We start from the raw sequence: 15,595 nt of genomic DNA on the forward strand, positions 1-15,595 counted from the left end.
CAACCCCATTAGCCCCACTCAGCTGGGCCAATCCGGACACGGCGCCAGTGGTCATGACCGGCCCGGCTGTCGGGCCGGATGGCGCAGTACCGGTGCCGCCATTGCCGCTGCCATTGCCGCCGTCGACCTCGCAGCAGTTGTCCGGCATGTTGTCCAGGGTCACAAAATAGGCGTCGCCATTGAGGATTCGGTCCCCACCGTAGAAGACCGCGAGGAGGCTACCGACTTTTTCGTTTGCGGCAGGATCGACGGGATGGACTGCCGACGTCTGGTCCGCCGGGCCAGACGTCCGGTACATGTTCTCTTCGCTGGCGAGGAACGGATATTCATCGCAATGCTTTTTTCCGATAATCTTATCAGGGTCGTTGGGGTCACGGACGTTCGCGTAATCGGCGCCGTACTGTGCCTTACAATAGACGTCCTGGTTCCTTGATGGCTTCGGGAAGAGCCTGTGGAGCGGTTTCCATCCGCCATCTTTATCGTCGGCTCCCACCGTCGGCTGCTTGTAGTATCCACCCGGAACATATTGACCGGGGGCAGCATTCGCGTTTACTCTGCTCAAGTGGTGCATTGCATTGTGCATGAATTCCATCGCGTCCTTGATGGTGTATTCCGCACCGTATTTGTCCTCATAAACAGCGTTGTAGTCGAGGTGGAAGTTTCCAGCGCTATCCGGAAACGAGCACCCTGCCTTGGTGTACACGTAGGTCGCGTTGTCGCACCTGCCCGTGATTTCTGCCGTGGCGGTCTTGACGCCGAGTAGGTCATTGTAGAAGACCACCTCGTATTTGAATCGACCGCTCCGCTCGGCGCCACCGCTACCGTTAGGAGTGCTCGTCGTAATGATCTGGGTGTAGTGGTTAGTGCCCTTCGTCTTCCACTGCGCGAGGGGCCGGCTCTCACCCTGGTCCGGTTCTGAATCACACTGCGATGGGGCTTCGTATTTGCAACCGACGTATATTCTCTGCGGCGTCAAGTCCTCCTGCACACCCCATGCCGGAACGATGGCGTCTACCCAGACATCCCAGGTGACCTGCCGCATGTTCTGCGCTCCACGCCCGATCACCGTGATCAATTCAGTGGCGGCTCCCACCTCTTCACGAACCCCGTTCTCTATCACGAAGTTTCTAATAGTGAATACGCCCCTGAGGCAGACCGAAAAATGATTCTTGACGTACCAGTCGTGACCACCCGCCTTCACATAGTCATCCTGGCATTCTTGCCACGTGATGTAGCTCTTCGAGCTTGACTTCACGACATCAGGATCATCCAGCGCAGCCTTCGCCAGGAGTTTCGGTGAGGCGCCGACGGACCGCCCGAGCGGATGGCCAGCCACGGCGGCTGCCGCGCTGACACCATTGGCGTCGGGGGCGGGGGGCGACGTCGCTGTCACGCCTTCAGACGGGGAGGCGTTGCCGGGCGCAGGGGAGGCCGGCGTCTCGGCGGAACCTTCCGTGGCCGACTGCGACGGCTCCGCTGTCGATGACGGTCCCGCTCCAGGCGGTGCCGTAGTCGCAGACCCGGAACTCGTCCAGGGCGTAGGCGAGCCGGCAGGCCCGGGCGCGGAGCCGGCGGGAGCCGGCGTCGCTGTTCCCGGGTCAGCGATGGGAGCCTCGTTAGCGTCGGTCAGGGCTGGTGGGACCACGACGGCGTCATCCGGTGCGTCCGGGTAGAAGTCAGGAACGTTGGAGTTCTGTCGCGTGTCTTCGACGGCCGCGTCCGCCTGGGCAGGCGTCATGGAGCCATTGATGTCGTTGACCACATCACTCCACGGCTGGGCAACCGGGTCGGCGACATCCAGCTGGGTGCCCGAGTCCGGATCGGTCATTCCGGACGCTGACCCCGGCGTGCCGTCGGGTGCCGCCGCGGTTTGCGGTGTACTCGATGCCGGGGAGGTAGAAGTGCCATCATCGGCGAGCGCCGGTGTGCTTTGAACAGTGGTGCACAACGCGGCGACGACAGCAACGACCGTTAACCGAATTCTGCGCATAATGTCCCAAATGTCGGAGAGACGGCAAGCGTAGCGACCTGTGGTTGCGCTGAGGACCGCCTGTGATCTTCCTTTGAACGACAAAGTAGGTATTCGGGTAAGGGACGCCTCAAACAAACATCAACCGGCGGTTGGACTCAGCCGTGTGGTTTCCGCGCCGCAGACGCTGTCATCACGCAACATCGGACTCACGCGCAGCAGAAGAAACACGGTGCAGCCCGGCGGCGCCAAATGAAATCGATACGTTCGGTCGGCTATTACCGGCTGAACGATCGCGGTTGGTCGACCTGCGGTACTACTCGACGAGCCGTAATTCCTGACCACTCCACTCTCGCCGGTAGAGACAGAATGACCAGTGCCACTAGCATTCGTAGGTCCCCGATTGGGAAGGATGGGGTGATGAGACTCCGCCACCTCACCACGACGACGCTGGTCGTCTTGTGCGTAGCCATGGCGGCTGGAAGCTCGGCATACGGCGAAAGCTCCGCGCCGGCGCCGAACCCGACGCCTTCGACGCAACCGCCCGCTCCAATCGAACAGGGACATCGCCTTGACATCGGTGTCCAAGACACAGCCGCTCCTCATCCCAGCGGCCAAACCCTCGACGAGCTGATCGGCGAACTCAACCGGCCCATGACGCCAGCCGAGGCGGCGGCAGCCGCCGCCGAGACCCGCGCGAAGTCCAACGTTCCCGACTTCTACCCGGACGCAGCCGACGATCCAGCGGTAGCGCCGCCGCCACTCGACTGACGGCAGCCCCCTACAGGCCAACAAGCCAACGGGTGCGGGATGACGACAACGCCCCCGCCAGCAGCTTGGCCTTGGCCGATGATCTTCGTAGCTTCGGGTTGATAGCCTGATCCCCGCCCTCCGGACGTAGCCCATTGGGCGATTGGTCCGGTGTCGTGATGAAGCATTTACGGCTCGCAGGCACCGAGTTGGGTCGGCGAGGATGAGTTTTGGTCCGAGCCGAGCAAGGCTGTCATGCATGATGAACGGCATGACCGACGACGTAGCGACGTTCTGGCGCGACATCGTAAGCTGGCTGGAAACCAATACTCCATGCGAGATTGTACGGATACGTCCACCAGCGTCGGACGCATCGATCGCCGAAATAGAGTCCGCCATTGGCCACCCGGTGCCTGATTCGATGCGACAATGGTGGCAGTTGACCGACGGCGTTACGCAAGTCGGCACTCCCGTCATACCGCCACGTTTCGCCCCTCTACCCTGCGCGATGGCATTGCAGGAAATGCAGCTGCGACTCTCAATTATGACGGACGAGCCCATCATTCCGAATGATGGTTCAATCGATACCGCAGGCGAGAGCACTCACCGTTTTCACCATCTCTTCCTGCCGATCGCCGAAGATAACAGCGGTGACCTAATATGTATTGATCTGCGCTCGGGGCATTTGCAAGGGTGCCTTATCCTCTGGGACCATGAGGGTGGATGGCACGATGCCTTCCTCTGGACAAACGTGGCCGCGATGCTCGAGGACGTCCGCAACGCCATGCGTGACGGAACACCAGCGCTATCTGCATACGCTATCCGTCACGCCCGATACTTCGCAGGATACGACATCGAACATGTGGCCTGGAAGGCCGATGTCTCGCCGTCCATGGAACTCAGTTGGAAAAGCGAAAGGGTGGAAGTTCCCGACGTCGAATGATCCGAATTCACCAGCCAGCGATCAATAACGACCATAACCTCGCAGACGGTACCCAGAACAGGGCCCGACGAGTTGCAGAGATGGATGATCGAACCGCAGACAGGCGCCCGACACTTCGCCAAACGCATCCACGAGATGATCATCCGCCCGACGAACTAATGCACTCAGGCCGTTGGGGTCGGGGCTGAGGTGGGCCAGCCGCGTGCGGGGACCGTCGCAATTTCGGGTGAACGCAGCGGTGATCTGGGTGGCTCAGGGGCAGGTGGCAGGGATGTGCAGCCAGCGGCGGTGTTGGACGCGGGTGAGCCGGGCAGTGGTGTGCAGCAGCCAGTAGCGCAGTCGTTTCGGTTCAGCTTGGGCGAGGTCCCCGTCTAGGGCGTGCAGTTGTAGCCAGGCGATCAGGTCGGCGGCGCTTGCTCTATCTCGCTCGTCGATGTCCGAGCGGTGAATGCGGCTTGCTGCTGGGCGTCGGTGAGCTCCGCCAACGATCGGTGCCACCCCTACACCCCGTTGGGCCGAGATCGCACACGGAAGCTGAACGCCGACAAACCCCACCGGGATGCCCGGGAACAGGTGATGGCCGCGGTTGTTGCTCGATAGTCTCCCGGAATGAGTGCGCTCGGCCGCTGATGGCTCAGGAGAACACCGCAAGTGACCTCTCGCGTACCTTGTCGAACTCGATCCGCTCCCGCTCGTTGAGGTCCTGGGTCTGCCCGAGGGCGAGTACACCGCGCGGCGAGAGGCGAGAGCCGGCGGCCGTCGCAGCCGCCTCGATCTGCTGATCTGCGCGTCAGGTGCCACCGACCCAGTTGCGGTGCTGGAGCTGAAGGGCGCTTCAGGCGAGCAGGGCTGGACGCCGCGCACGCTCGTGCCGAGGAGATTGCGCACGATCATTCCCACGTGAGCATGCCCATCTGGCAGCTCCACGTCGACCATGCCGAGCCGGATCCACTTGCTCTCGTACAGCGACCGCTGCCCGTAGACGCGCCAACGGCTCTCGTCGTCGGGCTCCGGCGGGGTGAAGGCGTCATCAGGCTATGTCTGCGTCACCCCGTCATTGTCTCCACTCGCGGCGTGAACGGTCACGCGCGGGTCGATGCCCCTTCATGGGTCGCTGGCCAGGTACTGGCCCCGCATCGGCCTCTGGGCTCGTCTACGCCTCAGACAGCTGATACCGCAGGGTGCTGTACTCCGTCCCGGGAACGACAGACCAGCCCGCCGGCCATCGATCATGCCGGCCATCCCGATTAACTATCCGGCAGGACCCGAAACCCATACTGCCGAGGCCGTCGCGGTGGGTGGCCTCGTCGAACTTGGCCGTCCCGTAGAAGGTGGCTCTGTGGAACCAGACGTTCCCGGCGAAGGTGGCTCCGCCGAACTCGGCGGTCCAGGCGAAGGTGGCCGAGCCGAACTCGGCGGTTCCAGTAAAGGTGGCTGCGTTGAACCAGGCGTTCACCGTAAAGGTGGCCCCGTTGAACCGGGCATCCATGGTGAAGGTAGCTCCTTCGAACCACGCATCCCCGGTGAAAGTGGCTCCTTCGAACAAGGCATCCCCGGTGAAAGTGGCTCCGCCGAACTCGGCGTTCTCCGTGAAGGTGGCTCCGCGGAACCATGCTTCCCCCATGAACGTGGCCCCGCCGAATCTGGCGCTTCTGATCGCAGCGCGGATGAGTGTCCAGTCGACGAGGGTTGCGCCGGTGAGGTCGAGGTCGATACGCGGCCAGAACTGTTGGCGGGGGTTCGCTTCCATGCCCTTGAGGTCGGCGGTGGGTATGTCGTCGGGCCGGCGGAGGTGGGCGGTGAGGATGCGCTGGGCCGTGAGCCGCACCTGGAGTTCTTGTCGCCGGTCGCGGCCGGACGCCGCACCGGCGTCTGTTGCGGTCGCGGCTACGCCCGCAGGGTGGGTGTTCTTGGTCGGCTCAGCCGGTGGGGTGTACGGCATCCGTAGGTAGGCGCAGATGACGTTGACGATGGTTTGCCGCTGGCCAGGGTTGTTCTCCGCGACACGTTCGAGGGCGTACAAGCCACCCAGCCGGACGGCGGCATCGGTCGAGCCGAGTTGCTCAACGGCTTTGGTGTACAGCTCGGTCACGCGCCGGTCGGCGGCATCAGCCTCCAGATGCGTCTGCTTGCGCAGCTCATGATCCTGCTTGCTGAGCTCGAGCTGATGGCTGCGTTCGGACAGTTGCTGTCGGCGGACGCTCAACAGCAGCGCGGCGGCGGCGCCCCCGGCGGCGATGAACCCGAGCCCATACTTAATCGCATCGATCTCCAGCTGGGCACGGTCGGCGCCGTGCAGCCGGTTGGCGATCAGCCACATCCCGATAAGACCGACGATACCGAGTCCGGCGACAGTAGCCGCGACGGTGAAGATCCCGCGGTCGGACAGCAGCCACGGCCAGCGCAGCCCCGGCGACTCGGGTCGGTCAGCCTGGCCCTGCAGGTCGCCTGCTTGCTTCTCGGCCGGAAGCCGGTCGTTGGCTTGGTCTCGATCTGCCACAAGCGCATGGTGACCGATCCATACACGCGGAGCATCACTCTATCGGGTTGCTGTCTTGCCATTTCGGACTGCCGATTCCGATCAGGAGAGCGGCGAGATAGCCATGAACCAACTACTACGGCCTCGCTGAGGCCTGAGCTAACCGAACCGCGCAACCGGGCCGCCGAGCGTCTGTTGCGGCGCTTGCAAGGCAGGAATCCCGCACGATGGTTCGCGGTCGGATCCTCCTCGGACGGGGTAACGTCCCAAATTCGGCCAGTGCTACCCCGCCTACGGTCGTGGGTCCTACGGAGCGGTACGGCGAAGCCGACCGACCCACCAGGAATGGGTAATCAACAGGGGGGCATCATCTCGTCGCACCAGGATCCGCAATGTCGGCGCCTTCGCTGAGGAGTCGAACACCTCGTCGGCGCGACGGAGGTCGGCCTGTCGTAGGTGCTCGACGCGCCGCACCGTGTCGAGGTCATCCACCGTGGCGCGGCCCGTACTTTGCCCCGGCTTCGGGATGAGCGCGGCGTAGAGGTCTGTGGTGAGGTCGCTCTCGGCGAACTCCAGCAGCGGGTAGTAGGAGTTCGCGCTGGCGGTCTGCCGGATGAACACCACGATCCGGCCTCGATCCGCCCGTCGGTAGGCGGAACGGCCGCCCTCCTCGCTGCCGACCACGAACACGTATTCGTCGTCGTCGCGACGGACCGTATACCGGGTGGCGTCGACGTACTTCGCCTCGCCGGTCGGCCACCGGTAGGTGAACGATCGGGGTGGCAGCGCCTTTGTGTCGCTGATCGAGAAGTCGATCGGGTCACCGGCGGTGTCGATTATCGCCGGTTCGCTGCCTGGCGGGGCAACCGTTGCCGTCGAGTTGAGCAGCCCGCGGATACGTCCGGAAGTCCGGTCGATGTCGTCCAGGAGCATCCGGATCTCGGCGGCGGTTTGGCCTGATACCGTCATGGACGCCTCCGAGTAAAAAATACTGTCAGGAACACTCTGGCCCGTACGTTCGAAGTAAGCAATACTTGCGGCAGAGTCTTTTTTTACTTGGACAGTTACGCGTCGGCGTACGGCGCCAGACGGTCTCGCAGGAGCCAGGATCGCCACGTGGGAGCGGGACTCCGGGGGTCTCTGCTCGGCGATGCGTCTCGGGAACTGCCTGCGTTCGGTTGGGCTGCCGATCGGGAAGGCCGTATTGATGAGACGAACGCTCTTCGCGGCGGCACTCCGACGCCGGCATTGATTCGCCGTTGACCGGTTGATCAGTCCTGCTGATCTAGCAAGGTCGTGCCGACGAAGGTGGGCACGCAGTCATGGCGAGTGCGGCGGAGTGCTGCGGATATGCACCATAAGTCGACCTTACGATGTTCCAGGATGTCTGCCATCCCGACCGAAGGTCGAACACCATATCCTGTATGCGAGGAACGTACCCGCTCCCACCTCGGCCCAGAGCTCGGTGCGACGCTGGTGCTTCGCCAACAGCTCGCACAGCTCTGCTGCGGCACCGTCATTGACCCCAGCGTGCTTACGCAACACGGTGATCGCGTCGTCGGTCCGACGCTGTTCTTCCAACGCGTCGGCGAGCACCCTGCCCGCAGCCCAGTCACCGGCGTCGGAACGGCTCCGCAGTCCTTCTAGATCGCGTCGTTCGAGCAGGACGCCCGCCAACACCTTCATCGCCGACACATCCTGCGCGTCGGCGAGCTGCCGCAGCTCGTCGAGGTGACCCTGGCCGGCCAATAGCTCGGCTATCCGCCGACGCACGTCATGGACAAAGTCGTTCTTGCTTAACTGGCCGCGTAACACCTCGAGCGATGTTTCCTGCGAGATGCGCAGCTGTTGCAACCGGTCGGCCATGCCGTGCTGGCCGGCGTCGGCGCGCCGCTGCAACTCAGCTGTCTTGCCTCGCGCGGCCAGCACATCCGCCAGCCGCAGGGCTGCGCCGATGTCACCGGCATCCGCCAATTGGGCGAGATCATCCCAGCGGCCGTTGTCTTCGAGTAGACGCAACAGCCGACTATGCGCGAACACGTTGCCTTCAGCGGCACGCTTACGCAATTCCTGCTCGCGTCCCTCGCCAGCGAGAAACTCCGCCAGCAACAGCCTCGCGAATTCGTCGGTCTCCGCTCGCCGCCGCAGGTCGTCGATGCGGCCCTGTTCTACCAGCTCGCGCGAATGTGCTAACGCCACTTGCTGACGCGCAATGGGATCTCCGCAGTCCGCGGCGCGCTGCATGAACTCCGCTGCCAACTCGGACCTACCCCGCGCGGACGCGCGGGAGGCCAGGGTGGTGAGGCGCATGGCGTCACCCGGTTGGTGATCGGCAAGGGCCCGCCAGACGACATCGGGCAGCTCCATGGCGCGTCGCGTCAAGCACGCGCGCTGGTACAAGAAGTCAGCCGTGATCCAGCCGGCAATCTGTCCCATACCTGCGGATACCGCCGACAGGCAGCCGGTGGCGCCGTGCATCCGCGTGGTGGCGTAGGTGATCGCCTGCTCGAGCCAGTCGTCCGGAGCTTGCGCCCGCAGCGCGTCCGACACGTACGCGGGAGCAGCGTGGAAAAGAAACTCGCGGGTCAGTGGCGCATCCTCACCAATACGGCGAGCATCCAACGAGGCGGTGATCACTGCTTTGCCGTAGCACTGCCGCGGGTCGGTGACGTCGGCGTGTTCCCACCAGCGGACCAATTCGGGACCCGCCGCCAGGACCTGCGTGAATCCGGCGTCCCGGGTGCCCAGGGCGACCCTGATCCGCGGGTCGCCACCCAAACGCTCGGCGCGATCCCGTTCAGCGGAAGTGAGGGCGTCGGGGACGTCGACAACCCGAGCTAGACGCAGCAGGGCGCGGTCATTGTCGTACGGGTCCGGCTCCGCGGGTGTTCGTGACGCGACCCGGGCGGCGTATTCGGCCGGCCATAAGGTCGCCGCCACTACCAGCCCCGCGTCGAGCAGCGCGCGAACGGCGCCGATCGGCAGTCCGCCCGGTTCGTTCAAGTAGCGCTGCAATTCGTCCAGCCAGACAACCGTGCGCTTCACGGCTGTGTCAGCAATTGCGCGCACGGCCGCGGCGTCGGCCGGCTGCAGCAGCCACCACTCGGGCAGCGCTGCCCTGATGGCTTCTAACATCGATCGGCTCTTGCCGACCGATGAGCTTCCGCGAACTAGGACGAAACCGCCGCGGCGGCTGGCCGCAGTGATCGCCGTGCGCAGGTCCGCGTCCAGGTCGCGCGGCACATACGGTGGCAGCTCGTCCGCGCCGCCCTCAAGCTGGATTGAGGCGTGGACGCCCAGTCGGCGCGGGTCCGCGTCGCGAACGCGCACCGCACCGGGCGGCCTGCGCAGATGTGCCGTGCTGACCCGCTCCAACGCGGCCAGCCACGGCTGCTGCGCGTCCGTGGCGAGCCCGCAGGCGGACAGGAACGTGACCACGGTGTCCGGGGATGGGATCGACTTGCCGCGGATTAGATCGCTGATCGTGCTGGGCGCCAGCGCATGACGCTTCTTCGCCGGCTCGCCGCCGACGGCCTTGTCCAGGGACGAATACGACCGTCTGGCGCGCAACAGGTTCAGGGCGTCGGCTAATTCCGGCAGGGTGTACACCCGGCCCGGGTCGGGCGAGCCAGCGCTATTCGGTGGAGATTCACCGGAGGGCACCGAACCACCGTAGACCTCCATTTCAATGCGGCGGTAGGCGCTGATCACCCGCAAGCGGTACGAGCAGCCGCTTCGGCTTCCTCCGGCCTTGCTGCCGGACCCGCCCCACGGCTGCGACCGTCAGGTCAACAACCGACAGGGCCCCGGCCGGCCAGCCCGCTCTAGATCTAAACGCGGGAGACGACCATGAACACCTACGACTGGATCACCATCGTCCACGCCGTCGGCGACCTGCTCTACCTCGTCGCAGCGATTATTACGGTCATCACCATCCTGGCCGAGCGTCGCCAGCGATAGGCCCGGAACGTGAGGTCGGGAGCAGATTGCGGGAATGCCCTGCTCCTGCCTCCAGCGCAGCAGCCTGCCGCCGCCGTCGGCACATCGGCGCTGGCCGCCGCCACACCGCCCTCACCGACCGCCTCAACTCATAGAGCCCTGCGATCGGTACCGGAAGATCGAGGGGAATCGGGGCATGCCCACGGGCTCTGGAGAAGAACACCGAGGCAGGGGCCGAGCATTGATGACCCACGCTGGCGTGTGGTGTTTGCTCGCTGCCGTTGTGTCTGCCGCTGGCACGGTTGGCCGGCGGTCGCTCGTGGCTGACATATGAGCCGGTTATCGGCCTGGCCAAGGTACTCAGGTGGCAGACCAGATTGCGATATCTTTCGCGCTAACGAGGACTCCGGCGTCAGGCCTCGAAGGCACCGCCGGCGGCCAAAGATATCGACGTACCTGCCGTTAGAACTAAAACTACCCACTTTGCTCATGGCGGTCCGGTTTGCGCACAACCAAGGCGTTCACGGCCCGGTGCCCGACACACTGTCTCGGTCTGTCAGCGTGTCGCCGACTCGCCGCATGATCCTCTTGTCGGCTTGTCCAATACATCCCAATGGAGGCCCCGCGGCGAACAGAGTGGTGGCCCGGGGGCCGGGTGATTTCTTACGGTGTGCGAATGTCATCTCCTCAGTCCAGCACCGTTCCGGTTTCCGGAGCGCCGCGGACGTCACGCCTGGCAAGTTTGGGCCCTCGACGCTGGCGGGCGTCGGCGTTGTTCCTTGTCGGCGTCCTGGTGGCGGGCATCGCGGGCACGGGCTACCTGTGGTTGCGGGACAGCGGCCGCCGTCAGGTCTGGGTGGCCGCCAGCGACCTTCCGGCATACCGCCAGTTTTCGCCCGGGGACCTGCGGCTGGCCTGGATCCGGGCGGGCGAACTCCCCCGCGACTCACTCGGCAAAGACGCGGTGGTCGTGGATCGGTACAGCCTTTCGGCCCTCCGCCGGGGCAGGCCGTTGCCCGCGGCCACCGTAGGGCCGGCGTTACCCGGCGGCAGTCTGAAGGGCCGATCCGTGGTGAGCTTGCCGGCGTCGGCGGCGGACATCGGCGGTGCGCTGATCGCTCGCGGCGGCCGGATCGCCGTGCTCCTGTCCAGCACGGCGAGCGAGGGGCCTCGCAACGGGGTGCTGAACGACGCGTTCGTGCTCGACGTGCGACCGGTCGGCAAGCAACCCGACGCGTTCGTCGTGGTCCTGGGTGTTCCCGCAGCAAGCGAGTCGGTGCTGCTGGCCGCGGGTGGAACGGCGAAAATGTTCTTCGTGCGGACGGCCGAAGGGTCGCCCTGACGCAGCGTCATTCGCCGTGATCGCGCCGGCGCCGGCGCCGGTGCAGCGACTGAGGTCTTCCCCATGACGGCGGCGAGTTGTTCACGATGAAGCCGGTGATCTCCTTGAAAGCGGCTCGCTCGTCGCGCACGTCGGGCGGTGTAGGCCACTGCTCTAGCAGGAGATGCCGGTAAAGGTCGAACGCGGTCCGTTGTTGCTCGGCCAATTCCTCCGCCGCGGAGAAAGAGAGCACATAGAACAGGTACGCGATCAGGGCGCCACCGATGAAGCAGACGGCGAACAGCAAAGGCGGGCCGCCGCAGAGGAGAGTCACCGCCGCGCCAATGAACCCGGTCGTCGCGGACAGGAACGAGACCACGAGCGGAAACTCGTACTCGACGATGAACTCCTCGTATTCCGCCCGGAACTCGGCCGGCAGCAGCGGGAACAGTCGCGGCCAGAACTGGATGGTGTCCATCTCGTAACGCGACAGGGCATAGCGTTCCCCCGCGAGCAGGATGTTGCCGAGCGTGGTCGGCAGAACCTCGCCCTCCTCGGCCTCCTCGGAGGCGTCCTCGATCAACGTGTAGCGGTGGAATGCGCGCTCGTGATCGTCATTCTCACCCTCCCACAGCTCCCACCTTCGCTTCCTGTGCCAGTCGATGCCGGGTGCGTTCCGGCCGAAGAGACGGATCAAGGGGTATCCCTCGAAGATCTGTACGATGGTGCGCCATTGGCTGGCGACCGCTACGGCCAGGAACCAGACGATCGCCGACACGGTGAGGAGAGTGACAGCCTTACTGATGGCGTCGAGCCGGCCCCACCACGCGCCGACGATCCGCATCGAGCCGACATTCTGGATCACCACAAGGGCCAGGACGCCGGCGAATACGGTCGTGGGAAGCAGCGCATTGAACAGGAACCGGCGCCGGAACACCGTGGACAAGGTGGCCAGCGTGCCGGGAATCATCGGCTCAGCTACCGGGTGGAGGATTCACGCGTATGGCTCGAGCGCCGCACCGCGGGCAGTAGCGAAGGTTGGGCGCGCGTTTCGCGGTCCACGTGCAGACCGTGCATTTGAAACGGACCTTCGGCTGGCGTCGCGGAATACCGGCGGGCCGGCCACCTCCAGGTGCCATCGACGCCCCCTGCCAACGGCCGGACCTCTCTTGTCCATGACTATGACCGATGGTCGCGTGGAATCCACCCGATGTACAGAGGGCGCCGTGTAGTCCCCATCCGCACGCCGCCGTCGCGCCGAGCCCGATCCACTTCGTCCTACTCCGCATGGGTCGGATCATGTCGCGGGCAACTTGGCGGCCCGACCCGGAACCCATCAACCGCGGTCATCTATCGGTTACGGATCGAAGGGACGGAGGTGTTGAGAAACCGCACCGCTACGCGTCGTTGAAGACCGCGGCGCGGGCGCGGTGCAGGGTCGGCTTCTCGATCTGGTCGACGACGGCGACGGCCAGATCCGCGTTCGAAGGACCGCTCTCGACGGCTCGCCGCCGAGCCGGTAGCGGCCCCGGCGCAAGCTGGCCATCAGGAGCATGGCCGGCAGGGTGAGCATCGTCCACTCGGCGCCGTAATCCTGCAACCGCGTCAGGTCGGCGCCGTAATCCCGCAGCCGCGTCAGGCCGGCAGCGTGTCCCTCCCCGAACGCCCGGAATAGCTCGGGCAGCGATTCGGCGCCCTCAAGGTTGCTGAATAGGCCGATCGTGAGGATCCGGAGGACGCGGGAGCGGCGCGTCGGCCGCGTGGGATAAGAACTCCGGATCAAGGTCGGGGGCGCTGTTGCGTTGTTCGATCGGAGACGTGTTCGGCCTGGCCGCCAGGCTGCGGTGACCCGGCCCCGCCGCGGTGCGGTGTCATCGTTCGGAGTCAGGTCGCCGTGCCGAGTTCGGTGAACGCGGCTGCCAAGCGCAGCCGGAGTGGCGTCTCGGTCTCGTAGTGTCCGCGGCGCAGGTTCTGAAGGAAGGCGTGCCCGGTGATCACGGTCTGGGCGGGGCCCGTCGGTGCGTAGTCCGCGCATCGGCAGGAGCCGGTGCTGAGCCAGCTGCGATCGGCTTCGACCTAAGTTGTTCGCATATTGTTCAATGGGATGCCACGCTGCCGAGCTACCGCCGTCTCGCCGACCGCGCCGGCTGGTGTCGCCGCCGCGGTCGCCTCGGTTGCCGGGTTCATCGCCCCGTGGGGAGCGGATCGTCCCCGCGGCCTGCGGCAACGGGGTAGCTGGAAACTCAGAACGCCATGCTGGCTCGTTCATGGCCGGCGCTGGTAGCCATCGACGGGTGGCGCGCAGCGTCACCGCAAAGCCACAGCGACGTCCGGAATAAGCAGTCGACCTTGCTGGGTGGCAAATGGTCGAAACGTCACATGACGGGATAAACGAGCATTCGGTCAAAGGAGTGATCACTCAATTGACTTAAAGTGATTTTCGCGTTTACGGTTACCCGCCGATCCTGCAAGACCACTCAACGCCGAGGGGAACAGGACGTCGGATGCCCGACAAGCCCCACCTGTCCGTTTCACCCCCGAGGGTTGCCACTCTCCGCTTACTGTCGGCATCATGGGGTATCAGAAATGTCAGAGCCACGCTCTACAGTTGGCAGCTCAACCAACCAGGTCCACCCCTTCGCCTGGAAGGCTCAGCTAGATGGCAATCAAGATCAAAAAGCCGAAACGAATCAGGGATCGGAAGGTCAAGCTCAGCCCCAGCAAGCCTGCAGTCGAGGTAACGGAACTGAGCGACGACGAGTGGCGCGCCGCCGCCCGGCGCGGATTGCAGCGGCTCGGCCTCACCTTCGAAGAGCTCGCCCAACAGGCAGCCGGTCGCCGCTTCGACAGCCCCGAGGCCCTGAAGTTCTGGCGGGTCCTCGGCGGTGAGCGGCCTTGACCTCGGCTCCCAGGCGCGGCGATTCGCCCAAGTCCTGCAGGATGTCCTGAACCGGACTGTATGTGACAACGCTCAAGTTAACGCTGTCATCAATAACAAGACGAAGAGTGCGCACATCGGGACGCGCTTGAGCCGCACGGACTTCATGACCGACAAGGTCCAGATGCGCTCGCGTGCCCGCACGAAGATCTGGCTCGATGTCAGCTCTGTCTGGTATCGCAACGACGAGGGCTTCCTCACTGCCAGGAGCACCTATTGTGGCGTCTATTTAGGTGACGCCCACGAGCAACTGCTCCTGCACTACGACTATGAGCGCGAGAAAGATCTCTACACAGAGGCCCATATCCAGGTCGCCGGCACCCATCCGGCACTAGAACGGATGCTGGAAGAAGTTGGTCGTAGCGGCGACCACATGAAGGACCTGCACTTACCAGTTGGAGGGCGCCGGCTACGACCGTCCCTTGAAGACCTTCTGGAAAGCTTGATCGCTGAGCGACTACTCGATCCGAAATCAGGCTACGAGAAGGTTCTCAATGACTCACGGCGCGACTACCGCATCAAGCAAATCTCGGCCCTTGTCCGCTCGAATCAGGAAACGGCGGCAGCTGCGCTTCGTTCGGCAGGCTGGGAAGTAACCAAGAAGTCCGAGGAAGGATTTTTTTCCGGATTTCGCAAGCATCGAGGACGGTAGCTACGCACACACACAAGTCCGTCGTACGCCTACATCTCCAGCGTACGCGGACTCGATGCGCGTCCCAGGCATCCGAGACTGCGGTGTGGGTGAAACTCGCACCTGCGAATCAGTAAGTTCACCGGGAGAACCAAAACTCGATTAAAAGGCCAGTTGTCCGTCATCTCGTGCCGGTTTGATCGATCCGGCTTACCTGTCGCGGATGTGAAGTGGTAGGCAGGCGCCAAGCGACCTCCGTCAGGGCCTACCGTGACAACCGGAACTTCCGCTCGCCGTCGACCTCGGCGTTTCGGCGAAAGGTGACACCCGAGTGAATGCCGACCGCGTGGACGGTCATTAACGGTGTCAGTGCCGATGCTCGCACCGCGCCCATCCCCATTCGCTCGTGCGGCGTTGAGGTCTGGACTGAAGATTTCTTGCCTATAGCTGAACGGTGCGGTGTTCTCGGCCGTCCGGACCGGATTCGGGCAGCGCTGACCAATCGGCCGACCACGACCGCGTTATCGCTACTGATCGGATGGTCAAGGCCGTGCGACCGTGGACCCCTAGGGCCGGCACGACATCGCACATGCCGGTACGGACCTCCCGTAAGGGGAATCTTTTG

9 protein-coding genes and 3 pseudogenes are annotated in these 15,595 nt (G+C 64.3%); 5 read left to right on the top strand and 7 right to left on the bottom strand.

All coding sequences use genetic code 11. The annotated features are described in order from the left end of the window. Positions 1–1,828 (bottom strand): annotated as a pseudogene (locus Ato02nite_RS44515) (hypothetical protein); the annotation flags it as partial. Between the two features lie 561 nt (positions 1,829–2,389). On the opposite strand from Ato02nite_RS44515, the gene Ato02nite_RS44520 reads away from it, so the two are divergent. Together Ato02nite_RS44520 and Ato02nite_RS44525 are read left to right on the top strand one after the other, a co-directional pair. Next, positions 2,390–2,740 (top strand): hypothetical protein, encoded by a 351-nt coding sequence (locus tag Ato02nite_RS44520; RefSeq protein WP_213012781.1) that lies wholly within the window; start codon positions 2,390–2,392, stop codon positions 2,738–2,740. 250 nt (positions 2,741–2,990) lie between these two features. Further along, positions 2,991–3,662, top strand: coding sequence for an SMI1/KNR4 family protein (locus Ato02nite_RS44525; protein WP_213012782.1), 672 nt, complete (start codon positions 2,991–2,993; stop codon positions 3,660–3,662). Between the two features lie 252 nt (positions 3,663–3,914). Here the strand turns inward: Ato02nite_RS44525 and Ato02nite_RS52280 are convergent. The 4 genes and pseudogenes from Ato02nite_RS52280 to Ato02nite_RS44540 form a co-directional block, all read right to left on the bottom strand. Then, positions 3,915–4,079 (bottom strand): annotated as a pseudogene (locus Ato02nite_RS52280) (IS1380 family transposase); the annotation flags it as partial. 736 nt (positions 4,080–4,815) lie between these two features. Then, entirely contained in the window at positions 4,816–6,162 is a 1,347-nt protein-coding gene (locus Ato02nite_RS44530; RefSeq protein WP_213012783.1) for a pentapeptide repeat-containing protein, read from the bottom strand. Positions 6,163–6,447: 285 nt separating this feature from the next. Then, positions 6,448–7,110: a hypothetical protein gene (locus Ato02nite_RS44535; protein WP_213012784.1), complete on the bottom strand. Its 663-nt coding sequence runs from the start codon at positions 7,108–7,110 to the stop codon at positions 6,448–6,450. Positions 7,111–7,509: 399 nt separating this feature from the next. Beyond that, positions 7,510–9,852 carry a hypothetical protein gene (locus Ato02nite_RS44540; protein ID WP_213012785.1) on the bottom strand — a complete coding sequence of 781 codons (2,343 nt, stop codon included), beginning with the start codon at positions 9,850–9,852 and terminating at the stop codon, positions 7,510–7,512. Between the two features lie 1,000 nt (positions 9,853–10,852). Between Ato02nite_RS44540 and Ato02nite_RS44545 the strand changes: the two genes are divergently transcribed. Continuing rightward, positions 10,853–11,422, top strand: a complete 570-nt coding sequence (locus tag Ato02nite_RS44545; protein ID WP_213012786.1) for a CpaB family protein — start codon at positions 10,853–10,855, stop codon at positions 11,420–11,422. A gap of 7 nt (positions 11,423–11,429) precedes the next feature. Here Ato02nite_RS44545 and Ato02nite_RS44550 read toward each other — a convergent pair whose 3' ends face one another. Continuing rightward, entirely contained in the window at positions 11,430–12,371 is a 942-nt protein-coding gene (locus Ato02nite_RS44550; protein ID WP_213012787.1) for a hypothetical protein, read from the bottom strand. A gap of 914 nt (positions 12,372–13,285) precedes the next feature. Then, positions 13,286–13,448 (bottom strand): annotated as a pseudogene (locus Ato02nite_RS53400) (IS6 family transposase); the annotation flags it as partial. A 612-nt stretch (positions 13,449–14,060) separates the two neighbouring features. Here Ato02nite_RS53400 and Ato02nite_RS44555 point away from each other — a divergent pair. Next, positions 14,061–14,300 carry a hypothetical protein gene (locus Ato02nite_RS44555; protein WP_213012788.1) on the top strand — a complete coding sequence of 80 codons (240 nt, stop codon included), beginning with the start codon at positions 14,061–14,063 and terminating at the stop codon, positions 14,298–14,300. Then, a complete protein-coding gene (locus tag Ato02nite_RS44560; RefSeq protein ID WP_213012789.1) occupies positions 14,287–14,991 on the top strand; it encodes a hypothetical protein in 705 nt (234 codons plus the stop codon). Before Ato02nite_RS44555 ends, Ato02nite_RS44560 begins: the two co-directional genes overlap by 14 nt. The last annotated feature ends 604 nt before the right edge of the window (positions 14,992–15,595 follow it).

The sequence above is a fragment of the Paractinoplanes toevensis genome (genome assembly GCF_018332695.1).
In the GTDB taxonomy this organism is placed as follows: Bacteria; Actinomycetota; Actinomycetes; order Mycobacteriales; family Micromonosporaceae; genus Actinoplanes; species Actinoplanes toevensis.